The sequence below is a fragment of the Bradyrhizobium sp. genome (assembly GCF_047605465.1).
GTDB lineage: Bacteria > Pseudomonadota > Alphaproteobacteria > Rhizobiales > Xanthobacteraceae > Bradyrhizobium.
Map to the genome: position 1 here is coordinate 84,678 of NZ_JASGFS010000016.1, position 24,431 is coordinate 109,108.

At 66.4% G+C, this 24,431-nt stretch carries 29 protein-coding genes; 14 read left to right on the forward strand and 15 right to left on the reverse strand.

The annotated features are described in order from the left end of the window. Positions 1-78 precede the first annotated feature (78 nt). Complete coding sequence (locus tag QM712_RS15700) at positions 79-1,215, forward strand: L-lactate dehydrogenase (RefSeq protein ID WP_415024013.1); 1,137 nt, start codon at positions 79-81, stop codon at positions 1,213-1,215. 98 nt (positions 1,216-1,313) lie between these two features. Here the strand turns inward: QM712_RS15700 and QM712_RS15705 are convergent, their stop codons facing one another. From QM712_RS15705 to QM712_RS15740, 8 genes are all read right to left on the reverse strand, one after another. Next, a complete protein-coding gene (locus tag QM712_RS15705; protein WP_415024014.1) occupies positions 1,314-1,940 on the reverse strand; it encodes a hypothetical protein in 627 nt (208 codons plus the stop codon). Between the two features lie 56 nt (positions 1,941-1,996). After that, positions 1,997-2,842, reverse strand: a complete 846-nt coding sequence (locus tag QM712_RS15710; RefSeq protein WP_415024015.1) for a shikimate dehydrogenase — start codon at positions 2,840-2,842, stop codon at positions 1,997-1,999. Between the two features lie 51 nt (positions 2,843-2,893). Next, positions 2,894-3,538: a YoaK family protein gene (locus QM712_RS15715; RefSeq protein WP_415024016.1), complete on the reverse strand. Its 645-nt coding sequence runs from the start codon at positions 3,536-3,538 to the stop codon at positions 2,894-2,896. 288 nt (positions 3,539-3,826) lie between these two features. Further along, positions 3,827-5,569, reverse strand: coding sequence for a SulP family inorganic anion transporter (locus tag QM712_RS15720; protein ID WP_415024017.1), 1,743 nt, complete (start codon positions 5,567-5,569; stop codon positions 3,827-3,829). Positions 5,570-5,621: 52 nt separating this feature from the next. After that, positions 5,622-5,930: a helix-turn-helix domain-containing protein gene (locus tag QM712_RS15725; protein ID WP_415024018.1), complete on the reverse strand. Its 309-nt coding sequence runs from the start codon at positions 5,928-5,930 to the stop codon at positions 5,622-5,624. Positions 5,931-6,196: 266 nt separating this feature from the next. Continuing rightward, positions 6,197-8,245 (reverse strand): elongation factor G, encoded by a 2,049-nt coding sequence (locus tag QM712_RS15730; protein WP_415024019.1) that lies wholly within the window; start codon positions 8,243-8,245, stop codon positions 6,197-6,199. A 185-nt stretch (positions 8,246-8,430) separates the two neighbouring features. Further along, positions 8,431-8,913, reverse strand: a complete 483-nt coding sequence (locus QM712_RS15735; protein ID WP_415024020.1) for a DUF992 domain-containing protein — start codon at positions 8,911-8,913, stop codon at positions 8,431-8,433. A gap of 160 nt (positions 8,914-9,073) precedes the next feature. Beyond that, positions 9,074-10,276 (reverse strand): pyridoxal phosphate-dependent aminotransferase, encoded by a 1,203-nt coding sequence (locus QM712_RS15740; RefSeq protein WP_415024021.1) that lies wholly within the window; start codon positions 10,274-10,276, stop codon positions 9,074-9,076. Positions 10,277-10,903: 627 nt separating this feature from the next. On the opposite strand from QM712_RS15740, the gene QM712_RS15745 reads away from it, so the two are divergent. From QM712_RS15745 to QM712_RS15760, 4 genes are all read left to right on the forward strand, one after another. Then, positions 10,904-11,554 carry a glutathione S-transferase family protein gene (locus tag QM712_RS15745; protein WP_415024022.1) on the forward strand — a complete coding sequence of 217 codons (651 nt, stop codon included), beginning with the start codon at positions 10,904-10,906 and terminating at the stop codon, positions 11,552-11,554. A gap of 152 nt (positions 11,555-11,706) precedes the next feature. Continuing rightward, positions 11,707-11,883, forward strand: a complete 177-nt coding sequence (locus QM712_RS15750) for a hypothetical protein (RefSeq protein ID WP_415024023.1) — start codon at positions 11,707-11,709, stop codon at positions 11,881-11,883. 73 nt (positions 11,884-11,956) lie between these two features. After that, positions 11,957-12,115 (forward strand): hypothetical protein, encoded by a 159-nt coding sequence (locus QM712_RS15755; RefSeq protein WP_415024024.1) that lies wholly within the window; start codon positions 11,957-11,959, stop codon positions 12,113-12,115. A 129-nt stretch (positions 12,116-12,244) separates the two neighbouring features. Next, positions 12,245-13,051: a PAS-domain containing protein gene (locus QM712_RS15760; RefSeq protein ID WP_415024025.1), complete on the forward strand. Its 807-nt coding sequence runs from the start codon at positions 12,245-12,247 to the stop codon at positions 13,049-13,051. A 14-nt stretch (positions 13,052-13,065) separates the two neighbouring features. Here the strand turns inward: QM712_RS15760 and QM712_RS15765 are convergent, their stop codons facing one another. Then, positions 13,066-13,251, reverse strand: a complete 186-nt coding sequence (locus QM712_RS15765) for a hypothetical protein (protein ID WP_415024026.1) — start codon at positions 13,249-13,251, stop codon at positions 13,066-13,068. Here QM712_RS15765 and QM712_RS15770 point away from each other — a divergent pair. Together QM712_RS15770 and QM712_RS15775 are read left to right on the forward strand one after the other, a co-directional pair. After that, a complete protein-coding gene (locus QM712_RS15770) occupies positions 13,241-13,696 on the forward strand; it encodes a GNAT family N-acetyltransferase (RefSeq protein ID WP_415024027.1) in 456 nt (151 codons plus the stop codon). The two genes, QM712_RS15765 and QM712_RS15770, sit on opposite strands and share 11 nt — an antisense overlap. 265 nt (positions 13,697-13,961) lie before the next feature. After that, positions 13,962-14,906 (forward strand): aldo/keto reductase, encoded by a 945-nt coding sequence (locus QM712_RS15775; RefSeq protein WP_415024028.1) that lies wholly within the window; start codon positions 13,962-13,964, stop codon positions 14,904-14,906. A gap of 27 nt (positions 14,907-14,933) precedes the next feature. Here the strand turns inward: QM712_RS15775 and QM712_RS15780 are convergent, their stop codons facing one another. The 3 genes from QM712_RS15780 to QM712_RS15790 form a co-directional block, all read right to left on the reverse strand. Next, complete coding sequence (locus QM712_RS15780) at positions 14,934-15,257, reverse strand: antibiotic biosynthesis monooxygenase family protein (RefSeq protein WP_415024029.1); 324 nt, start codon at positions 15,255-15,257, stop codon at positions 14,934-14,936. Between the two features lie 142 nt (positions 15,258-15,399). After that, positions 15,400-16,620, reverse strand: a complete 1,221-nt coding sequence (locus tag QM712_RS15785) for a DUF1501 domain-containing protein (protein ID WP_415024030.1) — start codon at positions 16,618-16,620, stop codon at positions 15,400-15,402. Beyond that, a complete protein-coding gene (locus QM712_RS15790) occupies positions 16,617-18,179 on the reverse strand; it encodes a DUF1800 domain-containing protein (protein WP_415024031.1) in 1,563 nt (520 codons plus the stop codon). Before QM712_RS15790 ends, QM712_RS15785 begins: the two co-directional genes overlap by 4 nt. A gap of 114 nt (positions 18,180-18,293) precedes the next feature. On the opposite strand from QM712_RS15790, the gene QM712_RS15795 reads away from it, so the two are divergent. From QM712_RS15795 to QM712_RS15805, 3 genes are all read left to right on the forward strand, one after another. Next, complete coding sequence (locus QM712_RS15795) at positions 18,294-18,500, forward strand: hypothetical protein (protein ID WP_415024032.1); 207 nt, start codon at positions 18,294-18,296, stop codon at positions 18,498-18,500. A gap of 140 nt (positions 18,501-18,640) precedes the next feature. Then, positions 18,641-19,237 (forward strand): hypothetical protein, encoded by a 597-nt coding sequence (locus tag QM712_RS15800; protein ID WP_415024033.1) that lies wholly within the window; start codon positions 18,641-18,643, stop codon positions 19,235-19,237. After that, on the forward strand, positions 19,234-19,713 hold the full coding sequence (locus tag QM712_RS15805) for a hypothetical protein (RefSeq protein WP_415024034.1): 480 nt from the start codon (positions 19,234-19,236) through the stop codon (positions 19,711-19,713). The genes QM712_RS15800 and QM712_RS15805 overlap by 4 nt, the downstream gene beginning before the upstream one ends. A gap of 16 nt (positions 19,714-19,729) precedes the next feature. Here the strand turns inward: QM712_RS15805 and QM712_RS15810 are convergent, their stop codons facing one another. The 3 genes from QM712_RS15810 to QM712_RS15820 all read right to left on the reverse strand — a co-directional run bounded on the left by QM712_RS15810 (position 19,730) and on the right by QM712_RS15820 (position 21,555). Continuing rightward, complete coding sequence (locus tag QM712_RS15810) at positions 19,730-20,428, reverse strand: glutathione S-transferase family protein (protein WP_415024035.1); 699 nt, start codon at positions 20,426-20,428, stop codon at positions 19,730-19,732. Between the two features lie 120 nt (positions 20,429-20,548). Beyond that, positions 20,549-20,779 (reverse strand): hypothetical protein, encoded by a 231-nt coding sequence (locus QM712_RS15815; protein WP_415024036.1) that lies wholly within the window; start codon positions 20,777-20,779, stop codon positions 20,549-20,551. After that, on the reverse strand, positions 20,776-21,555 hold the full coding sequence (locus QM712_RS15820) for a TSUP family transporter (RefSeq protein ID WP_415024037.1): 780 nt from the start codon (positions 21,553-21,555) through the stop codon (positions 20,776-20,778). Before QM712_RS15820 ends, QM712_RS15815 begins: the two co-directional genes overlap by 4 nt. 309 nt (positions 21,556-21,864) lie before the next feature. On the opposite strand from QM712_RS15820, the gene QM712_RS15825 reads away from it, so the two are divergent. The 4 genes from QM712_RS15825 to QM712_RS15840 form a co-directional block, all read left to right on the forward strand. Beyond that, the gene (locus QM712_RS15825; protein WP_415024038.1) at positions 21,865-22,782 is read left to right on the forward strand and encodes a LysR substrate-binding domain-containing protein; all 918 of its coding nucleotides are present in this window, start codon (positions 21,865-21,867) and stop codon (positions 22,780-22,782) included. Between the two features lie 99 nt (positions 22,783-22,881). Next, entirely contained in the window at positions 22,882-23,103 is a 222-nt protein-coding gene (locus QM712_RS15830; protein ID WP_415024039.1) for a hypothetical protein, read from the forward strand. A 62-nt stretch (positions 23,104-23,165) separates the two neighbouring features. Next, positions 23,166-23,396 carry a hypothetical protein gene (locus tag QM712_RS15835; RefSeq protein WP_415024040.1) on the forward strand — a complete coding sequence of 77 codons (231 nt, stop codon included), beginning with the start codon at positions 23,166-23,168 and terminating at the stop codon, positions 23,394-23,396. Positions 23,397-23,489: 93 nt separating this feature from the next. Further along, positions 23,490-24,431, forward strand: a 942-nt coding sequence (locus QM712_RS15840) for a DEAD/DEAH box helicase family protein (protein WP_415024041.1), incomplete at its 3' end; no start/stop codon positions are given.

A 24,431-nucleotide genomic window follows, 5' to 3' on the forward strand; every position in this document is an offset into this window, starting at 1 on the left:
AAACGATTTGGCTGTGCATCCAACCATGCTAGATGACCCCTGACATCTTCCGATGCAAGACGGGCCGGGGAAACGTTCATGAAGCACATCACCTGTATCGACGACCTTCGCACGCTGCATAAGCGCCGCGTGCCGAAAGCCTTCTTCGACTATTGCGACCGCGGCTCCTATGCCGAGGAAACGCTGCGCGCCAACCGCGACGACATGCAGGCGATCAAGTTCCGCCAGCGCATCCTGGTCGACGTCTCCAAGCGCGACACCTCGACCACGATCCTCGGCGAGCAGTCGACCATGCCGCTGATCCTCGCACCCGTCGGCCTTCTCGGCATGCAGCATGGCGATGGCGAGATCCACGCCTGCCGGGCCGCGCAGGCCGCCGGCATCCCGTTCACGCAATCGACGATGTCGATCTGCTCGATCGAGGACATCGCCGCCAATGTCGAGAAGCCGTTCTGGTTCCAGCTCTACGTGATGAAGGATCGCGGCTTCATCAAGGACCTGGTCCAGCGCGCGATCGCGGCCAAGTGCAGCGCGCTGGTGCTGACCGTCGATCTCCAGGTGATCGGCCAGCGCCATGCCGACATCAAGAACGGCATGACGGTGCCGCCGGAATGGTCGCTGTCCAAGCTGCTGGATTTCGCCAGCAAGCCCGCCTGGGTCTCCGGCGTGCTGCAGGGCAAGCGCCGCACCTTCGGCAACATCGCCGGCCACGTGAAGAACACCGAGGATCTCAACCGTCTCGCGGAGTGGACCGCATCGCAGTTCGACACGTCGTTGAACTGGAAGGACGTCGAGTGGATCCGCAGCATCTGGCCGGGCAAGCTCGTCATCAAGGGCATCCTCGACGTCGAGGACGCCGAGGAAGCCGCCAAGACCGGCGCGCAAGCGCTGGTCGTCTCCAACCATGGCGGCCGCCAGCTCGACGGCGCGCCGTCGTCGATCGAGGTGTTGCCCGAGATCGTCGACGCGGTCGGCTCCAAGATGGAGATCATGTTCGACGGCGGCATCCGCTCCGGCCAGGACGTGATGCGCGCGCTCGCGCTCGGCGCGAAGTCCTGCATGATCGGCCGCGCCTATGCCTACGGCCTCGGGGCCGGCGGCCAGGCCGGCGTCGCCAAGGCGATCGACATCATCCAGAAGGAGCTGCTCACGACCATGGGCCTGTGCGGCGTCAACCGGATCGACGAGATCGACGACCACATCATCGCGGTGTGAGCCGCGGCGGCAATGACGACCGGTGTCCCGGACAGGCGCGCAGGCGCTGATCCGGGACGACCACGGCGTTCGCGGCGCGGTGTGCGCCGTGAAGACCCTCACATCGGCGGCGTCAGCCCGTCGCGACCGACGCTGACGCGATTGGCTTCCAGCGAGCCGTCGGCCAGCGGCTTGACGAAGGCGATGATCTTCGCACCCGCCTTCAAATCCGACTTGTCGCCGGGCACGTAGGTGACGACCGGCGTGTCGGCCGAGACGAACACCTTCTTCTCGCCGTCCTTGTATTTGACCAGCAGCGTGTGCCCGTCATTGCCGACCACGCTCTCGGCCACCGTCGCATTGGTCATGCTGGAATTCGGCTTCAGGTCCCAGGGACGGGAGCCCTCGCCGGTGCCGCGCATGCTCTCCGGAAACACATGCACCTCGACGGCATTCTGGCCGCCATCCGGGCCCGGCACCGTCGTCGCCCCGATGAAGGAGCCGACCTTGATGTCCCCGAGACCGATCTTCGTGATGCCGGCGACGCGCAGGTCGGAGGCGATGTGCAGCTTGACCTCCTCGCCGCTGCGCGACTTCACCTGCATCGTGTCGCCATCGACGGTCTCGATGGTGCCGCGCACGCGCGTCGGCACCGGGGCCTTCTGCGCGAAGGCACAGAGGGTCGAAGTCGCCACCATCGCGACCGCAATGAGCGGACGTGTGAAAGTTGCACGTTGAACAGCCATGACAGTCTCCGATTGCCCCCACGGACATAGAACTCCGGAGACGAGGGGCTATTCTTTCAAGACTTTGTGAGATCGGCCTCGATCAGCGCGCGCAGCTCGGCCGTCACCCGCGGCCTTTGGCCGAACCACAATTCGAAGCCGCGCACCGCCTGGTGCAGGAGCATGCCGAGCCCGTCGGCGGTCTTCAGTCCGCGCGCCTGCGCAGCCGCCAGCAGCGGGGTGATCAGCGGGACATAGACGAGGTCGGAAACCACGGCCGACTGCGGCAGGCGCGCCACGTCGACCTCGAGCCCCGGCTGGCCGTGCATGCCGAGCGAGGTCGTGTTCACGAGAAGTTTTGCCCGCGGCAGCACCTCGTCGAGCGCATCCCATCCGATCGGGTGTACGTTCGGGCCGAACTGCTGCGCGAGCGTCTGCGCGCGGCCGAGCGTGCGATTGGCAAGATGGATGCGCCGGACGCCGCGTTCGCGCAGGCCGAACACCACCGCGCGTGACGCGCCGCCCGCACCGAGCACCAGCGCCTCCTCGGCCGCGTCCCAGCCGGGCGCGCTGGCGTCGAGATTGTTGATGAAGCCCTCGACGTCGGTGTTGGTCGAATGCAGTTCACCGTCGGCAAACCACAGCGTGTTGGCGGCACCGACGGCCTTCGCGCGCGGATCGGGCGTCGAGAGCGCCAGCACATCCTCCTTGTGCGGGATGGTCACGTTGGCGCCGACGAAGCCGCGCAGCGACAGGCGCAACACGAAGTCGCGCAGATCATCCGGCGGAACCGCCTCGATGACATAGCCGCCGGCGATGCCGAGCGTACGCAGCCAGTAATGATGGATCAGCGGCGACCGCGAATGCGCGGCCGGCCATCCGATCAGACAGGCTGCGGGAGCCGCCTTGGTCACTGTCGTCATTCCCTTACGATCGATATCGGGGGCGATCCATTTCGCGTCCCGCAGGCTCTGTCAAGCGCGCGAGCGCCGCACGGCCGCCGCGACGATCGCTGCCAATGCGAGCGCTGTGCCTGCTGCGAACCAGATCGCGGCGAGATTGATACGGACATAAGCGAGCGCGCCGGCCGCCGAGCCCGCGACGAGCGCCGCCCAGAGCAGCAGGTTCGGCGCCCAGCTCCAGCGCGGACCACCGTTGAGGCTGGCGGCGAGGAGCTGGCCCACCTTGACGAGGGCACCTGTGACATAAGTGAGTCCGAGGCCTGCGCCGCCGTCGATCTGGAACACCGCGTTCTCCAGGCCCATCGCCAGCACGATCCCCGCAATCGCAAGGCCCGACATCCCGAACGCATGGCAGAGCGCGGCGGCTCCCAGCAGCACGGCTTCGATGAGCAGCAGGCGGGGCTGCCGCTCTGCGCCGCCACCGAGCACGACGAGACTGCCGGCCGCGGCTCCCGCCACGAACAGCGCGATCAATCCCAGGGCCTGCGCGGCCGGCCACCACTGGGCTTCGGCCAGGCTCACGCCGAGGCGGGTGGAATTGCCGCTCATGAACGACACGAACAGGCCGCCGAGATGCAGGTAGCCGACGCCGTCGACATAGCCCGCGAGTGCGCTGAGCGCGCAGGCGAGCGCGATATTGCGCCGCGAATCCAGCATTCCCTGTCCCACCGCCGTGACGTCACGTCAGTGTCGGTCAAATCGAGCGGCTTGAGAAGTGCGCGGCTTCGGCGTGCGACGCTAAGATCGATGCGCGGATCTCACCTTCCCACCGCGGTGGCCGGATTGCGCTTGGCAATGCGAAGCAACGTCCCATGCAGCCGGGGTGAAGGCCGCAGCGCATCGCGAGACTGTGCCCCTCACCCGGATCGCATTCGCCGATGCGATCCGGCCTCTTCCCTTCGCGCGACGTGACGCCCGGGCGCGCCGAAGTCCGGTAGCGCAGCGCTAGTCCGCTGCTGCCTTGTCGACCGCATGCGCCTTGATGTCGGCCACGGCGCGCTCGATCGTCTCGCGATAACGTGCGCGCGGCGGCGTCACGCCATGGGTCAAAAGCGCGCGGCGGACCGTCGGCGAGGCGCCGGTGATGAAGAGGCGGATGCCCTGACGATGCGCCTTGGCGGCGACGCGGCCGAGCACGTTCGCCGCCGTCGAGTCCAGGAACGGCACCGCGGCGAAGTCGACGACGAACGCCTTGCGCCGGTCCGCGATGCCGTCGAGCACGCTTCCGATCGCTGATGCGGCGCCGAAGAAGAACGCGCCCGTGATGCGATAGACCAGCACGTCGCGATCGACGGCGAGTTCGGGATCATAGGGCACGCGTTCTCCGTCACTGTCGTCGGGACGGTCGGCATCGACCAGCGGCGTGCGCTCCTCGATGCCGGTCACCTCCGCCATGCGGTGGATGAACAGCACCGCGCCGAGCGCGAAGCCGACCAGGATGCCTTCGGTCAGATCGCGGAAGATCGTCAGCAGGAAGGTTGCGAGCAGCACGACGGCATCGCCCCAGGAGGAGCGCAGCAGCGTCGCGAATTCGCGCTTCTCCGCCATGGTCCAGGCGACCACGACCAGCACGGCGGCGAGCGCAGCCAGCGGGATGTAGCTCGCCAGCGGCGCTGCGACCAGCATGAACAGCAGAAGCACCACCGCGTGCAGCATACCCGCGAGCGGCCCGCGCGCGCCCGCTCGGATATTCGTGGCTGTGCGCGCGATGAGGCCGGTGACGCAGATGCCGCCGAACAGGGCCGAGGCGATGTTGGCGGCGCCCTGCGCGACCAGCTCGCAATTGGAGCGGTGACGTCGTCCGGTCATGCCGTCGGCCACCACGGCCGACAACAACGATTCGATGGCGGCGAGCAGCGCGAACGCGATCGCATCCGGCAGCACCGCGATCGCCTTCTCCGGCGAGAAGACAGGCCATGCGGGCGACGGCAGCTCGCGCGGTATTCCGCCGAAGCGGGTCCCGATCGTTTCCACCGGCAGCGACAGCGCCGCAGTCACGACCGCCGCGAGCACGACGGCGATCAGGATGCCGGGCCAGGACGGACGCCAGCGCCGCAAGCCGGCGATGACGAGAATGCTGCCCACGGCAACGGCCAGCGCGGACGGATTGACGGTGCGCAGGCCGCCGGCGAGCGCCACCAGCTTGGGAATGAATTCGCTCGGCTCCTTTGCGGACAGCGTGATCCCGGCGAGATCACGAAGCTGGCTTGCGAAGATGATCACGGCGATGCCGGCGGTGAAGCCGACCGTGACCGGATAGGGAATGAACTTGATGTAGGTGCCGATCCGCAGGAAGCCCGCGGCGACCAGCAACAGACCCGCCATCAGGGTGGCGAGGATCACGCCGTCGACACCGTGACGCTCGGCCGTCACCGCGACCAGCACGATGAACGCGCCCGCCGGTCCGCCGATCTGGAAACGGCTGCCGCCGAGAAGCGACACGACGAAGCCGCCGACCACCGCGGTGTAGAGGCCGCGGTCGGGGGTCACGCCCGAGGCGATCGCAATCGCCATGGACAGCGGCAGCGCGACGATCGCGACGGTGAGGCCCGCGAACACATCAGCGCGGAGATCCGCAACGCCATAGCCTTCGCGCCAGACGGTGACGAGCTTGGGCAGATAGAGTTCGGCGAAGGTCGGCTGACGAAACTGATGCAGGCCGCCGGCCCGCTCGCTGATGATGCTCATGCCCACGATGCTCCACTGCATCGTGCGGCCGCGATCCGGACGCGACGGTGCGTTAGCTCACTTGCTTTCGGGCACGATCATCGCTGCGACCATGCCCCACTCGGCGCGGCGGGCCCGGCTCCTTCAGACGAACGCCGCGTCCACCGCCTTCGCTGCGCGCCTGCTCGCCGATCAGCTCCACCCCGGCCCGGTCGAACGCCTCGACCACCTTGATCAAGGTCTCGACCACGCCGCGCACGTTGCCCGTGCTGGCCTCCATCCGCTGGATGGTCGGGAGCGAAACGCCGGCGAGCTCCGCCAAGGTCTTCTGGTCAATGCCGAGCAGCGCGCGGGCTGCCCGCATCTGGAATGACGTGATCACCTTGGCCTCACGTATCAGGGTTTATAAGTGATAGTCTATACGTATACAATGATGTAAAATACATCAATCGCAGGCGCATGCAAGTCCTTCCATTCGTCATCGCGAGGAGCAAAGCGAAGAGGCAATCCAGGCCGCCTTCGGGGGACAGCCAGGATTGCTTCGCTGCGCTCGCAACGACGAGGGGAGACGGCTGTGACTTGATCTTCCCTCTCCCGACACGATCGGGAGAGGGAAAGAGCGGGAGGCGCCTTACCGCACGGACCGCGTCACGCCGCGTGCTGATGTGCGGCGATGATCTGATCGGCGGCGCGCCCGGTGACCTCGGCCATGTGGTCGAACTGGCGCGTGAAGCTGCCGGCGCCGGCGGTTGCCGAGCGCAGCTCCACGATCAATTCGCCGATCTCGGCTTCCGGCATCATGGCCCGCACACAGTCCCAGCCGCCCCAGCCGTCGCGGGTGTCGAAGCCGAGGATCTGTCCGCGCCGCGCCGACAGGATCGCGTTGATCCGCGCGGTCGCATCCGTCGGACAGACGATCTCCACCATGTGGATCGGCTCCAGCAGCACCGACTGGCATTGCGGCAGGCCTTCGTTGAGCCCGACGCGCGCCGCCGTACGGAAGGCGAGGTCGGAGGAATCGACGCTGTGATAGGAGCCGTCGGTCAGCGTCACCTGCAGATCGGTGACGGGAAAACCGAGCGGGCCGCGCGCGAGCCCGTCGACGACGCCCTCTTCCACCGCACCGATGTAGTTGCGCGGCACCGCGCCGCCGACGACCTTCTCGGCGAACTTGAAGCCTTCGCCGCGCGCCAGCGGCCTGATGTCGAGCACGACGTCGCCGAACTGGCCGTGGCCGCCGGACTGCTTCTTGTGGCGGCCGCGCTGGGTGATCGGCTTGCGGATGGTCTCCTGATAGCCGATCGCGGGCGGATGCGAGGTCACCTTGACGCCGAAGCGATCGCGCAACCGCTCGCTCGCGACGCGCAGGTGCATTTCGCCCTGTCCCCACAGCACGGTGTCGTGGGTCTGGGCGTTCTGCACCACGATGAGGGAGGGATCCTCCTCATGCAGCCGCGCCAGCGCCTGGCCGAGCTTGACGTCGTCCTTGCGATCGGTGGCCGCAATCGAGACCGCGAGCACCGGCGGCGTCGGCTCCACATTGATCAGGGATGCCGGCTGGGTCTTGCCGCCCGAGACGATCTCGCCTGTCTTGATCGGATCGAGCTTGCCGAGCGCGATCGTATCGCCGGCCTCCGCCGCGGGGCGCTTGGTGTCGTAGGCGCCGTTGACGGCGAGGATGCCGGAAACGCGGCTTGCGCCGCCGGAGGAGGATTGCAGCGTGGCACCGTCGTCGAGATGGCCGGCAAGCAGCCGGGTCAGCGACAGCTTGCCGCCGTGCTGCGAGTGCAGCGTCTTGAAGACGTAGCCGAGCGCATCCTTGCTCTCGGGCGCGCCAAGCCGCTTCGCCGTCTCCGCAATGCCGGGCGCCTCATGGCGCAGCGCCTTCATCAGGCGCAGCACGCCGTTCTCGCGCGCGGCCGCACCGAGCAGCACGGGGCAGATCAGCCCCTCGCGCAATTCGCGGGCGAGATCGTCGAACACGGCATCGCGCGGCGGCTGGATGTCCTCCAGCAACTGCTCCATCAGCGCGTCGTCATGATCGGCGAGCTTCTCCAGCATCGAGAAGCGGGCCTCCTTCTCGCGATCGAGATCGCCGCCTTCGAGCGCGATGACCTCCGAGGCCTTGTGCTCGCGATAGACGAACGCGCGCTCCAGCGCGAGATCGACGAAGCCCTCGATCAGATCGCCCTTCCAGATCGGGATCTGGCGCAGCACCAGCGGCACGCGCGAGGCCGGCTGCAGGGTTGCGAGCGTCTCGCGGATGCGCTTGTTGGCGCGATCGATCTTGTTGAGGAACAGGAAACGCGGAATCTTCAGCTCCTCCAGCTCGCGCAGGATGATCTGAAGCTGCGGCAACTTCTTCTCGTCGGCCTCGCACACCACGACTGCGGCATCGACCGCGGGAAGTGCGGCGCGCATGTCGTGGGCGAATTCGACGGAACCGGGACAATCGAGGAAGGTATAGCTGTCGCCCATGAAACTCGTGGTGGCGGCAGTCAGGCCGACTGTCATCTTGTGATGACGGGCCTCGGCGCTGGCGTCGCCGACGGACGTTCCGGCATCGACGCTGCCGGCGCGCGGGATGGCTCCGGTGCGCGCCAGTATCGCTTCGAGAAGAGTGGTTTTACCGCTTTGGAAAGGGCCCACCAGCGCAATGCACCGTGGACCTCGGGGACTTCTGACGTCTTGTCCCATTCGCCGCCTCCTTCATCTGGAGCTCGGCCCATGATTGGGTCGGCAGCAATGGATGCTCTGCCGGTCCCCATCGTTTGGCAAGCGCGAAACGTCGCTGCGCTGCGTCGTCAATTAGACCAAGCCCCGAGGGCGGACGCCCATGTCCTCCCGCGGGAAAAGGTCAATACCGCACACCGTCGAGGCGCTTAGCGGCCCGGGCGCAGTTCCAGGCTCTCGAGTCCGGCTGCGACGTTGAGTCCGACCTGGCCCTGAACGCTGAGCGGCTGGAGCGCGATCGAATTGTTGGAGCCGCCGACCAGCACGTTGCCGCCGAGACCGACACCGACCGAAGCGCTGCCCTGCGCGCCGGCATAATTGCCGGAGAGATCGCCCGGACCGAGCCGGTCGACCGGCGCGAACACGCCCCAGGCGAGCGCCGTCTCCTGGGTGATGCCGAGGTCGATGCCGACCTTGCGGATCGTCGCAACGTAGCGATCCTCGGGCAGGCCCTCGGCGCGCAGGACGCAGCCGAGATTGGTCACCGATCCGACCACGAAGCCGATGCTGGCGCCGCCACGGCACTCGAGCACGCCGACGCGCACCATGCGCTGCTGCTGTGCGCTGCCGCCCGCGGTGGAAACGACCAGGCTCGCGGCGGTGAGTCCGGCGAGGAGGAGTGAGCGGCGCATGAATGTCTCCGGCGATGAATGTGATGCGAGCAGAGAGAGCCCCTGATCCGGGGCGCGCGACGTTCTATGCCACAAGAGCCCTCGGGGGACCAGATCGCGCGCGGCAAATAAAAAGGCCCGCCGGGAAGGCGGGCCTTTTCAATGTCTTGTTGCGATCGGATCAGCGCAGATTACCGCAGAAGCGCTGGATGCGCTTGCAGGCGTCCTCGAGATCCGAGGTCTTGGTCGCGTAGGAGATGCGGAACGCCGGCCCGAGGCCGAAGGCCGAGCCCTGCACCACGGCGACGCCTTCGGTCTCCAGCAGCTCGGTGACGAATTGCTCATCGTTCCCGATCACATTGCCCGACGGCGCCTTCTTGCCGATCGTGCCGGCGCAGGACGGATAGACGTAGAACGCACCCTCGGGACGCGGACATTCGATGCCGTTGGCCTGGTTGAGCATGGAGACGACGAGGTCGCGGCGCTCCTTGAACACCTTGTTGTTGGCGGCGATGAAGTCCTGCGGACCGTTCAGCGCTTCCACCGATGCCCACTGCGAGATCGAGGACGGGTTCGAGGTCGACTGCGACTGGATGGTCGACATCGCCTTGATGAGCTGCGCCGGGCCACCGGCGTAACCGATGCGCCAGCCGGTCATGCAATAGGCCTTCGACACGCCGTTCACCGTGAGCGTACGGTCGTACAGGGCGGGCTCGACCTGCGCGACGGTGGTGAACTGGAAGTCGTCATAGACGAGGTGCTCGTACATGTCGTCGGTCATCACCCACACATGCGGATGCTTGACCAGCACGTCGGTGAGCGCCTTGAGCTCGGCGCGCGTATAGGCCGCGCCGGTCGGGTTCGACGGCGAGCACAGGATCACCCATTTCGTCTTCGGCGTGATCGCGCGCTCGAGCGCCTCGGCCTGGAGCTTGAAGCCGGTCGCGGCGGTGCAGATCACCGGCACCGGCTCACCGCCGGCGAGCGCCACCATCTCGGGATAGCTGACCCAATAGGGCGCCGGGATGATCACCTCGTCGCCCGGATTGATGGTCGCCATCAGCGCGTTGTAGAGCACCTGCTTGCCGCCGGTGCCGACGATGATCTGGTTCGGCTTGTAGACGACGCCGTTCTCGCGCTGAAACTTCGCGATGATCGCGTCCTTCAGCTCGGGGATGCCGTCGACCGCGGTGTACTTGGTCTTGCCGGATTCGATGGCGTGGATCGCGGCGAGCTTGATGTTGGCGGGCGTGTCGAAGTCGGGCTCGCCGGCGCCGAGACCGATGACGTTGCGGCCCGCCGCTTTCAGCGCGCGTGCTTTATCCGTGACCGCGATGGTCGCGGACGGCTTCACACGGTCGAGCGCAGCGGCAAGGAAGGACATCATCATCTCCTGGCGAGCGTCGTGAAGCCCTGAGCGTTCACGACTCTGATTGTGGGAATGCAGCCACCCTAAAACGTGAGCCGCTGCACCGCAAGAAAACTTCGCCCAGATCCCGGAAAAGTTTACGAATTCTAGCGGTTCGAAGCCGGATTCAACGCAATATCCCGCAACTTTGCCGCCGGAATCCCTCATATCCGGCAAGGCCTGTCCTCGGAGCAATTTTGCGTGCTGAAATCGTGAAGCCTCGGCATCGTCATGCCCGGCTGGCCGGGCATCCGCGTCCCTTGTGCCGTGTGGCGTGGATAAGTTCGGACGCAGGAGAGCGGGGCGAGGCCGTGCTTCGGACCGCCATGCCCGGCCATGACGGTGTGGAAGCATTGACGTCCCAACTCGAAATGCTCCGCCCGTTCACGAATGCACAACGCAATTCGTCCACGCGTTGACGCAAGCGTGATCCGATTTTCATCGGTGTGCGACAATGATCTTCCGTGGCGCTGCAGTGCAGTAGGGTTTTCGAGTTTTTCTATCGCGCAGCCCTTGCGGTGGATTCGCATCGGCATCATTGTTTAGCCGCGTTGCGGAGCAACAAGCTCCGCGCCTTCCCGTCCTCGAAATCGAACTCCCGGAATGTACAAGCTCTATTCGATGCAACGCTCCGGCAACAGCTACAAGGTTCGCCTTGCGCTTGCGTTGCTGAACTTGCCCTACGAGGCGATCGAGGTGGACATTCTGCGCGGCGAGAGCCGCACGCCGGATTTCCTGGCGAAGAATCCCTCCGGTCAGGTGCCGCTGCTCGAGGTCGGCGCCGACCGCTACCTTGCCGAATCCAACGCCATCCTGTGGTACGTCGCCATCGGCACGCCGCTCGCGCCGGAGACCCGCATCGAGCGCGCCGAAGCGCTGCAATGGATGTTCTTCGAGCAGCACGCGCTCGAACCGAATATCGGTGCGGCCTATTTCTGGCTGTCGCTGGTCAAGGGCGGCCGCGACCTCCAGACCCACGCGCTGGAGGACTGGATGGAGCGCGGCTACGGCGCACTCCAGGTGATGGAAAATCACCTCAAGACCAACGCCTATTTCGCGGCGCGCCAGCTCACGGTCGCCGACATCGCGCTGTACGGCTACACCCACGTGGCGGACCGCTGCGATTTCGACCTGTCGCCCTTCCCGGCCATCCGGGACTGGCTGAAGCGCGTCGAGGCCTCGCCCGGTTTCGTGTCCATGGACTGGCGCCCCGCCGACATCGACGATCCAGCCTCGATCGCAGCCAGCGCCTGACCGCCCGATCCGGCTGGAAACAGCGGGCATAACGCCGACCGCCGCCCCAATATTGCCATGATTGGGACGGCAGCGCCGCAATATTGCCGGTTGAAACTGTGAAATTGTTCGATGTCGCGGGTGATTCGCCCGCACGTCGAAGGATTTAGACCATGATTCGGACGTCCGGCCCGGTTGGCTTTCAGGGCCGCCCCGCCACCGTCGCGTCTTCCCGGTTGACCCACGCGGTGGCGGCCTCGCTCACCATCGCGGCGCTCTCGCTCTGCCTGATCGTCACCCTCACGGTGCTGTCGACCAAGGCGACCATGGCGATGGCCCTGCCGCTCTGATCTCCATTTCATCCTGGACCGGCCTTCAAGGCACCGCGTGACCCGCGCCGATCGACATCGCGACAGGACATCGATGAAATCGCCTGTGCTAGTCGTTGCGATCACCCTGACTGCGGCCATCCTGGTCGCGGCGTCGCTGCTGATCGTGACCGGCACGCGCAGGAACACCGGCGCGCTGACGCTGAACGCGCCGGCGCTGCAGCACCGCGCCAAGCACGGCAATTTGGCCTAAAATCATCCGAAAGCTTTGCGCTCCGCAGCAAGGCCGGCTTAAGCGCGCTGCGCGAAACCCCACCGCGTCCGCGGAACGATCGGTCAGTGTTGCGGCCTTACCTCGTTCGGGGAAGAGCGAGACACGGCCATGCGGTTCGATTGGCGTACGATCTCCGGTCCGGCGCTGACGGCAGCGATTGCGCTGCTGGCAATCGTGCTCGATCGCCATCTCGACGCCCCCTCGCCCGCACCGCTGTTCGTCTGCGTCGTGGCCATCGCCGGCGTGCTGTTCGGCTTCGCCTCCGCCACGGCCTCGGCCGCGATGGCGGTGATCGGCGCGGCGCTGTTCCTGCTCCATCACCGCGCCGTCCCCGGCCATGCCGATCTGGTCGAACTCGGCCTGCTGGCGGCGACGGCGGCCGGGACCGCCATCGTCACCGGGCTCATGCGCGAGCGCCTGCTCGGCTCGGCGGCCGCCGAACGCCACGACCATGACGCCGCCGCGCGGCTCTCGGCCGCGCTCGACCAGGTCGATATCGGCATCGTGCTGCTCGACGCCGAGACCCGTGCCGAGTTCATCAACCGCGCGTTCCGCGACTATTTCGCGCTGCCCGACGCGAAGGCCGAGGACAAGCCGCCGTTCATCGCGCTGATGTATCACGGCCGCGACACCGGGGCCTTCGAACTGCCCGAGGACGAACTGGGCATCTTCATCGCGCGGCGCATGGAGATGGTGCGGACCGGCGATGCCACGCCGATCAACATCAATCTCGCCAATGGCGAAGTGCTGCGCTTCGTCTGCACCGTGTTGCCCGACGGCGGCCGCATGCTGGTCTATACGCCGGTGACCGACCTCGTGCGCCACACCGACGCGCCGTCACGCGCCGACTACTACCGCTCGCTGCGCGATCCCGCGAACCGCAGGCTGATCCGCTATCTTCGCGCGGCGGAGTGACGAGTTCGCGGCCGTCACGGCTCGAGATGCGCGCTGATCCCGAGACCGCCGAAGCCGGGCATGGCGAAGGATGAACCGCGCGCAAAGCCTTCTCCAGGTGCGAAAGCAGCATGATTGATCGGCGATGCCGTCATCACGTATGAATGACGCTTCATCGGGCCGTTGCCCGGCAGGATCGCGGACATCCAGATGTCACTCACCATTCGCCCCGTCACGAAGCAGGATTACGACCAGTGGCTGCCGCTGTGGGATGGCTACAACGCCTTCTATGGCCGCTCGGGCCCGACCGCACTGCCGGTCGAGATCACGCGCGTGACATGGCAGCGTTTCTTCGACGCCTATGAGCCGGTGCATGCCCTCGTCGCCGAGAGCGACGGCCGCCTGCTCGGACTGACGCACTATCTGTTTCACCGCAGCAGCACGGCGATCGAACCGTCCTGCTATCTGCAGGACCTGTTCACGCTCGAGCCCGCGCGCGGCAAGGGCGTCGCCTCGGCGCTCATCCACGGCGTCTACGATCGTGCAAAGCTCGCGGGATCGCCACGCGTCTACTGGCAGACGCATGAGACCAATGTCAGGGCGCAGAGCCTCTACGACAAGGTCGCGGAGCGATCGGGCTTCATCGTCTACCGCAAGATCTTCTGATCTCGCTCGCGGCAGAGCCCTGTGGATAAGTCTGCCTGTCACCGGCGCGTAACACTGCGGGCCTAGGTTGCACCTGCGTCTGATCTGGCCCCCCGTCACCGATCAAGCGCCCCAAGCGGTCCCCGTCAGTCGCCGCGTCTGACAGGGGCCGCATTTTTTTGCCCGAAATTCCGCCGTCGGCATGGCTGCAGCGCGGCCGGCGCCTTGCTGCCGGGACACGGCGCGGTCACAATGGCCGCGGCTTTTCGTTTGACAGGGACCTCCCATGGAAATTCGTAATCTCGGCGCCTCCGGCCTTCGCGTGTCCGCGGTCGGCATCGGCTGCAACAATTTCGGCCAGCGCACGGATCTGGAGACCTCGCGCAAGGTGATCCATCGCGCGCTCGATCTCGGCGTCACGCTGTTCGACACCGCCGACATCTATTCGAACATGGGCGGTTCGGAAAACGTGCTCGGCGCCGTGCTGGGCGATCGCCGCAAGGACATCGTGCTGGCGACGAAATACTCCAAGCCGATGGCGGAGGACGGCACCAAGCAGGGCGCCTCGCGGCGCTACATCATGGACGCGGTGGAAGCGAGCCTGAAGCGATTGAAGACCGACTACATCGATCTGTACCAGCAGCACGACTACGACCCGCTGACGCCGATCGAGGAGAGCCTGCGCGCGCTCGACGATCTCGTCCGCCAGGGCAAGGTGCGCTACATCGGCAATTCGAACTTTCCGGCCTGGCGGATCGCCGAAGCCGAGTACGTCGCGCGCGCGATGAATGTCAGCCGCTTCGTCTCCTGCCAGGACGAGTATTCGCTCGTCGTGCGCGACATCGAGAAGGACCTGTTGCCGGCCGCGCAGGAATACAAGCTCGGCCTGCTGCCGTTCTTCCCGCTCGCGAGCGGACTCCTGACCGGCAAGTACAGGAAGGGCGAGGCCGCGCCAGGCGATACCCGCTTCGGCAAGGTGCCGCGGCTGCGCGACCGCTACGTCACGCCGCGCAACGAGGACATCGTCGAAAAGCTCACGGCCTTCGCCAAGGCGCGCGGGCACAGCATGGTCGAGCTCGCCTTCTCCTGGCTCGCCGCGCGTCCGCAGGTGTCGAGCGTGATCGCCGGCGCCACCCGCGTCGAGCAGGTCGAGGAGAACGTCAAGGCGATCGCGTGGAAGCTCAGCGCGGACGACATGGCGGAGATCGACAGGATCACCCTCCAGAACTGACGCCTTGCACTCCCCGGACGCGGAGCGCTACTTTGCGCCGCGTCCGACCGTCTGCATCACCTCGAAGCCTTCGAATTGGGGATGGCCGAGATAGAGCGGCTTGTTGTCGCCCGCCTTGTGATGCGCCGCGCGGAACGCCTCCGACTTGGTCCACGCCTCGAACGAGGCGTGGTTCGCCCACACGGTGTGCGAGGCATACAGCGTGTGGTCCTCGAGTTCGGGGCCCCTCAGCAGATGGAATTCGACGAAGCCCGGCACCTTGTCCAGATGGGTGTCGCGCGAGAGCCAGACCTGCTCGAAGGCGGCCTCCGATCCCTTGGTGACGCGGAAGCGGTTCATGGCGATGTACATGCGGGTGGTCTCCTGATGATGCTCAGGCGATTATCTCGTCATTCGGGGACGCGCCGCAAGGCGGGCCCGGAATCCATTCTCCAACAGAGCCGGTGGATGAATGGATTCCGGGCTCGCGCTGCGCGCGCGCCGGAGTGACGGCTTAGACGACCAGTCCCTGCATCGGTCGCGCGGAGGCGCTGTCCGGAAAGACCGTTTCCGCCAGCACGCGATCCGACAGGCCGAACTGCCCTTGCAACACGCCCTTGATGACCGAGCGCAGATCGGTGGTCGGCTTGAGGTCGCGGCCCTGGTAGAGGCTGGCGAGCTTGAGGCCCGGCCAGTCGGAGATAACGCGGCCGCCCTTCACCGCGCCGCCGGCGAGCAGGGCGATCGTCCCGGTGCCGTGGTCGGTGCCATCGGTGCCGTTGATGCGCGCGGTGCGGCCGAACTCGGTTGCGACCACGACCACGGTGTCGCGCCAGCGATCGCCGAGACCGCTCTGGAATTCGGCGAGCGCACCGTCGAGCCCGCCGAGCAGAAACGCCAGACGTCCGACCGGACCGCCTTCGTTGGCGTGCGTGTCCCAGCCGTCGAAGGCGAGCGCGGCGATACGCGGGCCGTCATCGGCCGCCATCAGCTTGGCCGCGCCACGCGCGACCTGGCGCATCTGCACGGCCGCGTTGCCGCCCTTCGGCTTCATCTCGTCGCCGCTCGCGGCCTTCTCGAGTTGAAGACCTTGCGACAGCGCCGTCGCCAGAGCCGGATCGCGGTGACGATAGAGATCGACCAGCCGCATCGCGGTGTCGTCGTCGGCCTGCGGCAACGCGACCGGCGCCCAGCCGACGGTCGGCGCATTGCCGCGCAGCACCAGCGGCGTGGTGGGACCGACCGCAAGGCCGCTCGAGACGCGCTCGCCGCGCGGCAGTGCTTCGAACGCGCGGTTGAGCCAGCCGGACTGCACGCGGCCGGGACCGGCATAGCCGCTTTCGAGCACGTCCTGGCCGTCGAAATGCGAACGATCGCGGTACGGCGTCGCGACGGCGTGGATCACCGCGGCATGCGACTCCCGATACATGCGCGAGAATTCCGGCATCGCCGGATGCAGCGCGAAGAAGGAATCCAGCATGATCGCCGGATGCGCGCCATCCTTTGCCAGCGCGATCGATCCGTGCAGGCCGGCATAGTCGGGATCGCCGACCGGCGCGACGGTGGCGAGCCCGTCGAGCGCACCGCGCAGGATCACGACGACCAGCCGCGGATCGCGGCCGTCAGCCGCGCGCGCGAATTTCGGCAGATAGGCCCAGGCCGCGAACGAGGCGCCCGCGAGCAGGAGGCCGCGGCGCGAGGTGATGAGCCGGTTCTCGGTGCAATCCATCGTCATCTCCTTTGCATTTCCGGCGACATCAGGAGCAGCGCCAGCGCCTGCTGGCGGGACTCGGCACGCTCGATGGTCCGCCGCGTCTCGGTGGAGGCCGCATCCGCCGCCGCGAATTCCAGCAGGTCGAGCGGATCGATGTTGTTGCCGAGCCGCGCGCCCATCTGCGAGGCGATATCGAGCCTGAGCTTCAGGCCTTCGGGCGCGGCCCATGCGGCGCCTGTGTCGGGGAAGCCATTCGGCCCCGCCGGCGACCACAGCGGCTGGCCCAGAAGGTTCAGGCTGTTCAGATAGGCGCCGGGATCCTCGGGAACACGCGCGAGCAGCCGTCCGCTCGCGACCAGAAAATCGTAGGGCGAGCGCATCTTGGTAAGCGGCGCCCGCCACGCCTCGTCGGAATCGACCAGCGCGGTCGCAAGCGCCCTGAGATCACCGTCGGTCTTGACGAAGACCTCGCGCAACCGCGCAACCAGCGCCGGCGGCGGATCGTCGGCGACGAAGTGACGGACCAATTTCGTGGCGATGAAATTCGCCGTCGAGGGATGGCGCGCGATGTCGGCGAGCGCGGCCTCGCCTTGCGCAACACCCGTCGCCTCATAGGTCCTGCCCAGCAGCACCTGCGGCCCGGGCTGATGCGCATTGACGTTGAACACGAAGGCGCCGGGCGCCCCGAGCCGCCCCTGCCGGCCGGCAAAGGTCCAGCCGGTGATGATGCGCGCGAGAGAGGTGACGTCCTCCTGCGTATAGCCGCCGCCGACGCCGAGCGTGTGCAGCTCCATGATCTCGCGTGCGAGATTCTCGTTGAGCCCGCGCTTGCGATTCTGCCCCGCGCGCGAGTCAGGGCCGAGCGATTGCTGGTTGTCGAGAAAGAACAGCATCGCCGGATGCTGTTCGACCGCTTTCAGCATGTCCGCGAAGCGCCCGAGCACATGCGGGCGGATCGCCTCGCGCTCGAACGCGCCGGCCCACATTCGCGCCAGTTCGCCCTTGGTCGCGGAGATGCAGAAATGGTTGGACCAGAACACGACGAGCCGCTCGGTGAAGCCGCAATCGACCAGCGTCGCGCGCTGCAGCCGCGCCAGCGCTTCGGCACGATAGGTTTTCTGGATGACATTGAGCGGCTGCGGCGCGGGCTTGGCGGCCTGCGGCGCGGCGGCTCCCGGCTGCATGGCGTCGGGCTTCGGGGCATTGTCCGCCGGCTTCGTTTCGGCCATCTGGCCCGCGATCTCGGTCATCGCCGCGTTCAGGGACAGGTTACGGCGCGGCGCAGGCTTCGGATCGGCCGGCGCCTGCGCGGCCGGGGCTTCGGTCGGCGTGCCGGCCTTGGCGGCCGCCTCGCGCGCCTGCTTGACCTGATCCTGATAGGCGAACACGGCCTCGGCGAGTTGCGGCGTCGATTGCAGGCCGGGAGCCTCCAGCAGCACGCCGTTGGGCCGGGCGAGTTCCGCTTTCACGAAACCTCTGGGATCGGAGCCCGCGTTGATGAGGTCGCCGGACGCGCCGCCGCGGGCGCCGAAGCCGAAGCGGTTGAGCGCAACGAGGGCGGCTTGCGAATCGCGGGCCATCGATCTGTCCTTCGCATCTTCGTGAGCGCTTTGCGAGCCTGCGCGCGCCGCATAATATACTGCGGCAAGACATGAACCCGACATGAAAATGACGGCGAAGCTTCGGCGTAGATCATGACAAATTCGAAAGAATCATCGTTGCAGGCTCCGGGTACCCGCCGCCTCCTTTGTGCCCGCTGCGGCACCGAATTCGGCTGCGACCTGTCGGGAACATGCTGGTGCGCGGAGGAAACCGCGCGCCTGCCGATGCCGGTCAAGGGCGAAGACTGCCTGTGCCGGGAGTGTCTGCGGAAAGCGGCCACGACCGCAGCAAAGCCGTGACAACGCCCGCGAGATAGGACCGCGCGAAATCAGGTGATCCCCTTAGATCTCCGTTTACCCTCACGGGGTGGAACTCGCTTATTGATACACCCCTTAACCAGACACGGTTAGGTTGCGCGGCGTCAATCCGAGTACGCTGCATGAGCCGCTTCATCCTCCTGACCTGCATGGCCTTCGTCACTGCCTTCGTCGGCATCTCCTGGGCGTTGCGCGGATTTCCGACCACGTCCTTTTCACCGATCGGCGAATTGAAGCCGACGCTCAAGGCGACGTTCGGCGACGAGAGTGCCAAGGCCTACGAGCGCAAGAGGTGGGAAGCGGAACACACCGCGCAGAGTGACAAGGACCCGAAGCTCGATGCGCTGCGAATGGACGCGTTGCAGGCCGGCACCGCCTACGCAATGTCGCCGTGCGATGGCACGATGAAGGCCAATCTCATTGCGGCCACGTCGGCCTATGTGCGCGGCTACATGCAGATCTACGACTGCCCGAATCCGGCCCTGGGGATGTTCTGCAGCGAAACGAAGCGCGACCAAGCCAACGCCGCGTATTCGACGCCGCTCGACATGCGCGTCAAGGCTGCGCTCCAGGAAGCCTTCGAGCAGAAGGGCGTCGTCCAGGAGGATTTTCCCGCGGATATCCGACTTGCGGTGCTGGGATTCTCCGGTCCCGGCCTCTGGTCCGAACCATCACCTGTCTGCCTGCCGCGGCAGCGCGCGACAGCGAGCCGCAAATGAGCCGCGTCTGGTTTCTCATCTGGGCAGTTATCATCTGTCAGGTCGGAGCATGGGCGTTCGCGCCCGAATCCAAAGTGCCCCAGGCGGCCCCGACGGACGGGCCGGGATATGGCAGCAACGAAAACTACGCGGTGGACGGCAGGGTGAGACAGCGTGAGAGCGCCATCGCCACGCTCGAACAGCCTTATGGTGCCCGTTGCGCGCAAGACGGCCGAAAGCAGTTCATCAGCGGTCTCAACGAATATTACTATCAGCGCCAGAACCAGATGGAGCGCTACCCCGAAACATTCGGCAAGCCTGGCGCCGACTATATCGCGAAGCAATGGTCGACCGGAGAGGACCGCCGCATCGAGCGCCTCACTCAGGAAGCGTATGCGCAAGGCTATCTGACGCTCGCTGATTTGAACAACGTCGCGCGCAGGCTGGTCGAAACCGTGGTGAGGAACGAGCGCGTGACGGGCAAAGCCTGCGCGTAACGGCAGGCGCATCCATCTACACCGCATACCCCGGCGATGTCCGCGCCATGCCGCCGAATGCATCGAGCAGCTTGTCGCGCCATGCATAGACGGGATCATCGGCTTCGAGCAGGCTGAACGGGCTGACGACGCGCGCCCATTGGAAACCGCCGAACACGATGTAGTCGGCGTAGTTCGGCGCGCCGCCGCCGAGATAAGGCTGCCGCTTCAGCGTCTGGCGCATCACCTCGAGCGATTTGCGGAACCCGGCCACGCCGCTGTCGCGGCTCGCCATGATTTCTTCCAGGCTCTTGCCGCCGAAACGCGCCTCGCGCGACTGGCGAAAATAGGCGGCATCGACCTCGGCCAGATTCTTCGGAATGTCGGCGATGATCAGCGGAAAGATGCCGCCGACGATGGCGATGTCGCCCCAGGCGTTGATCATGCGCGCCATCGCACGGCCGCCCTCGCCGCCGAACAGCGACGGACGATCCGGGAAATTGTCTTCCAGATAATTCGCGATCGTCCAGGAATCGACCACCGGCTTGTCGTGATGCAGCAGCACCGGGACCTTTTCCGAGCCGTGCGGCGCAATCGCGCTCTTCTCGGTAAAGCGCCAGGGCAGCGATTCCGCCGACAAACCCTTGTGCGCGAGCGCCATCCGCGTGCGCCAGCAAAACGGGCTGAACGGACGCGCGGCATCGGTGCCGACGAGTTCGAAGAGTTTGAGCGACATGCAACACCTCCACCCGCTCCGTCATTGCGAGGAGCTCTTGCGACGAAGCAATCCAGGCTGCCGCGATGGAGGCATTCTGGATCGCTTCGCCTGCGCTCGCAATGACGATATGGAGAGACGTCAGCGCCCGTTGGTGCGGAGCAGTCTCGCGCCGTCCGCCGTCACCGCGATCGTCAACCCGACGCCGGGGAGCGTTTCGCGCGCGACATAGCCGCGATCGGCGGCGTCCTCCCAGATGGTGAGGCGCGGGCACGAGGTCTTCCAGGTCGAGACCACCTCGGCATAAGCGCGCGGCTCGCGCGCAACCCATTCCACGAAATCGAGCACCAGGGGATCGGCCGTCTCGCTCATTGCAAACCTCCCTTGTCGAAGGCCGCCAGCACCGGCGTGCGAAGCAGGAGCCAGCCGCCATAGGCGATGTAGTAGCAGGCGATGGTGGTGATCAGCTTGTTCGACCAGGCCACGAATTGCTGGTCGGTCATCGCCTCGAGGATGCGCCGGGCCAGCGTCGTGCCGAGCATGGAAGCGGCGATCGCGACGCCTGCCAGCATGGGATCGAGCGTCGCCGCCTGGTCGATGACGCCGCCGAAATAGATCAGCTTGGTGAAATGGCTCGCGAGCTGGCACATCGCCTTGGTCGCGACCTTCTCGCGCCGGCCGAAATTACCGCCGAGGAAGAAGGTATCGAGCAGCGGTCCCGATACACCGGTCATCAGCATCAGGCCCATGCAGATCGAGCCGTAGGCCGTGCCCTGCCAGACACTGTCGGGATTGGGCTTGACGTTCGCAGGCAGGAGGCGCGCCATGAACGGCGTGACGCCGAGCAGCAGCAGCGCGACCGGCTTGTCGGGCACGTAGCGGGTGAGCGACCACGCCGCGAGCGCAACCGCGCAGCCGATCAGGTAGACCGCGACCGGGCGCCAGCGGATATGCGCGCGCCACAGCAGGGCGCGCCACCCGTTCGAGGCCATCTGCGTGATCGCGTGCAGCACCATCGCGGTCGGCAGCGGCATCAGGGCCAGGAGCACGCCGATCAGGACCAGCCCGCCCGCCATGCCGAACAGCCCCGACAGAAACGCCGTGGCGACCATCAGCAATCCAAGGGCAGCGATCACGATGGGCGTCACGAGAAGGTTTCCTTTGATGACACTTTGCGGACGCAGACTGCTCATTCCCACTCGCCCCTCCTGTAGGGAGAGAGCGGGGGTGAGGGTGAGGCTCTGCAGAGCCGGCGAGAGTTGGACTTGCGGAAAAGTCCCCCCTCACCCGCCACGCTTCACGTGTCGGCCCCTCCCCGCAGGCGGGCAGAGGCGAAGAGCAGCGCGCCCCTCGAGAAAAATCGGCATGAATGACCCGAATATTTCTGCCTCGCTTGCTCCCTTCGCGCAAACTGAGTTATCTTGGCCTGGCATCAGCTTTCCTGAGGGTATGAACGCTTGCGGCGGCTGCTCTTTCTCAACGGCATCAAGGCATTCGAGGCGGCAGCACGGACCGGCAGCTTTGCTGCGGCCGGGCTCGAGCTCAGCGTGTCGGCGGCCGCCGTCAGCCGCATGGTGCATCTGCTGGAGGAACGGCTCGGCGTGGCGCTGTTCGAGCGCAAGGCCAACCGCCTCGTGCTGACGCAGCCGGGCCGCGCCTATCAGAGCGGGCTGACGCCGATCTTCGATGCATTGGCCAGCCTCACCGCGCAGGTGACCGCGCCTTCCAGCGTCCGCGTGCTCACCATCGGCGTCGGACACACCTTCGCGATGCGCTGGCTGATCCCGCGCCTGTCGGAGTTTCGCAGCGAGGAGCCGGACATCGAGGTGCGCTTCACCACCGGCGGCGCATCGGTGCCGTTCGGCGAGGACTGGAGCTGCGGCATCAAGCTCGGCACGGGCGACTGGCCGGGACTCGTTTCCGAGCCGTTGTTCGCCGGCGATCTCACCCCGGTCTGCGTGCCCCGCCTCGCCACCAGCCTGAAGCGGCCCGCCGATCTCAGGGGCCCGAGCCTGATCCGCGTCGCGCATTCGCCGGAGGATTGGCCGATCTGGCTCAGGACCGCGAACCTGACGCGGATCAACGCGCGCGGGCCGGAGTTCCAGTTCTACGGGCAGGCCCTTCAGGCCGCCGCCGACGGCCTCGGCATCGCGATGGGAATCCGGCCCTATATCGACGACGATCTCGCCGCCGGCCGCCTGATCGCGCCGTTCGACCTCTCGGTGCCCAAGGGCATGCGCTGGTATCTCGTCTATCGCAGTTTCCAGACCGAACAGCGCGATTTCGCCGCGTTCCGGCGCTGGATCATGCGCGCCGCAGCGGAGCCCGCCGCCCGTCCGGCCAGGCGGATCGGCCGCGCCGCCGTCCGGAACTGAGCGCGCCGAGGGCAAAAAAGCCCGCGCCTGTGAACGGCTTCACATACGTCGATCCGGAAACGTGGTCTCCTGACCCTCTAAGGAAACGCGGGGACGACCATGACGACCCTCTACGACGGCTTTGACATCGAATCCTTCGAAGCAGGCAAAGGACTTTGGCACGCCCGGATCAGGCGCGCCGATTTCAGCCCGGTTGCCATCGACGGCGTACTGTTCCCGGCCATGGAGGTCGGTTTCGCCTGGCCCGACCAGGATGCCGCGATCGCGGACGCCAAGCACCACATCGATCGCTTTCGCCGCCGGGCCGACAGCGACGAATAAGCGACCGGGGCCGTCTCTGGGGACGACAGGAGACGGCGCGGCGCAAAACGGGGGAACCGGTCATGTCAGTCATTGAAATCGAAAATCCATCGCGGTCGCGGATCTACACGCGGCCCGTGCTCTCCAATTGTCCTGAATGCGACGGCGATCTGAGGGTGCTCCGCGTGATCGGAGGCCGCGCCGGTTGCGAATACTGGACCATGCGCTGCACCGATTGCGGCGGGATTCATCTCGACATCCTCAAGCCGCGCCCCGTGGGCGAGGACGCCGACGAACCATCACCCGCGGCGTAATCGTCAGGGCTGCTGCCAACCTGCTGTCAGCAGGCTGATCCGGGACGGGCATTCGCCCTTTTCTGAAAGGCGGACTCGTCCCATATTCGCCCCATGGCGAAGAAACCTGCATCCTCCGAAAAATCCGGCAAATCCCCGAAATCCAAGGCTCCGAATTCGAAGGCGCATCGCCCTGACGTGCAGCCGATCGGGCCGGCTCTGGCCGAACTGCTCAATCCCGCGATCAATCGCGGCGATGCCGGGCTTGGATCGGGCACCGGGCTGCAGCCGCCGCCGGACAATTCGCGCGACCGCCGCGCCGGCGGCGAGGCGGCGGCGCATCGCGCGCGTGCCTCGACGCCCAAGGAGTTTCCGCAGGACAAGACGCGGCCCATGCCGCTGCGCCCGAATCCGCAACCGCCCGGTGCGCGCCAGTCCACGCAGGCGACCGGACTGGAGGAGGCGCCGCAGGCCAATTACGGCACCGCGGCCACGATCCCGACGCTCGATCCGGAACTGGCGCGCCAACTCGGCCTTCCCACCGAAGAGGACGACGCCGAGGCCCTGGCGCGTCCGCCGCGCAACAAAATGGAGGCACTCGGCGTCAAGGCGACCGCGGAGGCGCTGGAAGCGCTGATCCGCGAAGGCCGGCCCGAATTCCGCAAGGACGACGGCTCCATGAAGGTGTGGACGCCGCATCGGCCGCCGCGCCCGGAAAAGTCCGAAGGTGGCGTGCGCTTCGAGATCAAGTCCGAGTACCAGCCGCGCGGCGACCAGCCGACCGCGATCGCCGAGCTCGTCGAGGGTATCGAGCGCAACGACCGCTCGCAGGTGCTGCTCGGCGTCACCGGCTCCGGCAAAACCTACACCATGGCCAAGGTGATCGAGGCGACGCAGCGCCCGGCCCTGATCCTGGCGCCGAACAAGACGCTCGCCGCGCAGCTCTATGGCGAGTTCAAGAACTTCTTCCCCGACAACGCCGTCGAATATTTCGTTTCGTACTACGACTACTACCAGCCGGAAGCCTACGTCCCGCGCACCGACACCTATATCGAG

Coding starts and splice junctions, on each gene's coding strand:
- QM712_RS15795 (WP_415024032.1), top strand. CDS start 18,294: ATGACAAATTCGAAAGAATCATCGTTGCAGGCTCCGGGTACCCGCCGC.
- QM712_RS15815 (WP_415024036.1), bottom strand. CDS start 20,779: ATGAGCGAGACGGCCGATCCCCTGGTGCTCGATTTCGTGGAATGGGTT.
- QM712_RS15835 (WP_415024040.1), top strand. CDS start 23,166: ATGTCAGTCATTGAAATCGAAAATCCATCGCGGTCGCGGATCTACACG.
- QM712_RS15785 (WP_415024030.1), bottom strand. CDS start 16,620: ATGACGATGGATTGCACCGAGAACCGGCTCATCACCTCGCGCCGCGGC.
- QM712_RS15740 (WP_415024021.1), bottom strand. CDS start 10,276: ATGTCCTTCCTTGCCGCTGCGCTCGACCGTGTGAAGCCGTCCGCGACC.
- QM712_RS15715 (WP_415024016.1), bottom strand. CDS start 3,538: ATGCTGGATTCGCGGCGCAATATCGCGCTCGCCTGCGCGCTCAGCGCA.
- QM712_RS15730 (WP_415024019.1), bottom strand. CDS start 8,245: ATGGGACAAGACGTCAGAAGTCCCCGAGGTCCACGGTGCATTGCGCTG.
- QM712_RS15805 (WP_415024034.1), top strand. CDS start 19,234: ATGAGCCGCGTCTGGTTTCTCATCTGGGCAGTTATCATCTGTCAGGTC.
- QM712_RS15700 (WP_415024013.1), top strand. CDS start 79: ATGAAGCACATCACCTGTATCGACGACCTTCGCACGCTGCATAAGCGC.
- QM712_RS15770 (WP_415024027.1), top strand. CDS start 13,241: ATGTCACTCACCATTCGCCCCGTCACGAAGCAGGATTACGACCAGTGG.
- QM712_RS15735 (WP_415024020.1), bottom strand. CDS start 8,913: ATGCGCCGCTCACTCCTCCTCGCCGGACTCACCGCCGCGAGCCTGGTC.
- QM712_RS15780 (WP_415024029.1), bottom strand. CDS start 15,257: ATGTACATCGCCATGAACCGCTTCCGCGTCACCAAGGGATCGGAGGCC.
- QM712_RS15745 (WP_415024022.1), top strand. CDS start 10,904: ATGTACAAGCTCTATTCGATGCAACGCTCCGGCAACAGCTACAAGGTT.
- QM712_RS15810 (WP_415024035.1), bottom strand. CDS start 20,428: ATGTCGCTCAAACTCTTCGAACTCGTCGGCACCGATGCCGCGCGTCCG.
- QM712_RS15710 (WP_415024015.1), bottom strand. CDS start 2,842: ATGACGACAGTGACCAAGGCGGCTCCCGCAGCCTGTCTGATCGGATGG.
- QM712_RS15800 (WP_415024033.1), top strand. CDS start 18,641: ATGAGCCGCTTCATCCTCCTGACCTGCATGGCCTTCGTCACTGCCTTC.
- QM712_RS15750 (WP_415024023.1), top strand. CDS start 11,707: ATGATTCGGACGTCCGGCCCGGTTGGCTTTCAGGGCCGCCCCGCCACC.
- QM712_RS15790 (WP_415024031.1), bottom strand. CDS start 18,179: ATGGCCCGCGATTCGCAAGCCGCCCTCGTTGCGCTCAACCGCTTCGGC.
- QM712_RS15720 (WP_415024017.1), bottom strand. CDS start 5,569: ATGAGCATCATCAGCGAGCGGGCCGGCGGCCTGCATCAGTTTCGTCAG.
- QM712_RS15830 (WP_415024039.1), top strand. CDS start 22,882: ATGACGACCCTCTACGACGGCTTTGACATCGAATCCTTCGAAGCAGGC.
- QM712_RS15775 (WP_415024028.1), top strand. CDS start 13,962: ATGGAAATTCGTAATCTCGGCGCCTCCGGCCTTCGCGTGTCCGCGGTC.
- QM712_RS15755 (WP_415024024.1), top strand. CDS start 11,957: ATGAAATCGCCTGTGCTAGTCGTTGCGATCACCCTGACTGCGGCCATC.
- QM712_RS15760 (WP_415024025.1), top strand. CDS start 12,245: ATGCGGTTCGATTGGCGTACGATCTCCGGTCCGGCGCTGACGGCAGCG.
- QM712_RS15705 (WP_415024014.1), bottom strand. CDS start 1,940: ATGGCTGTTCAACGTGCAACTTTCACACGTCCGCTCATTGCGGTCGCG.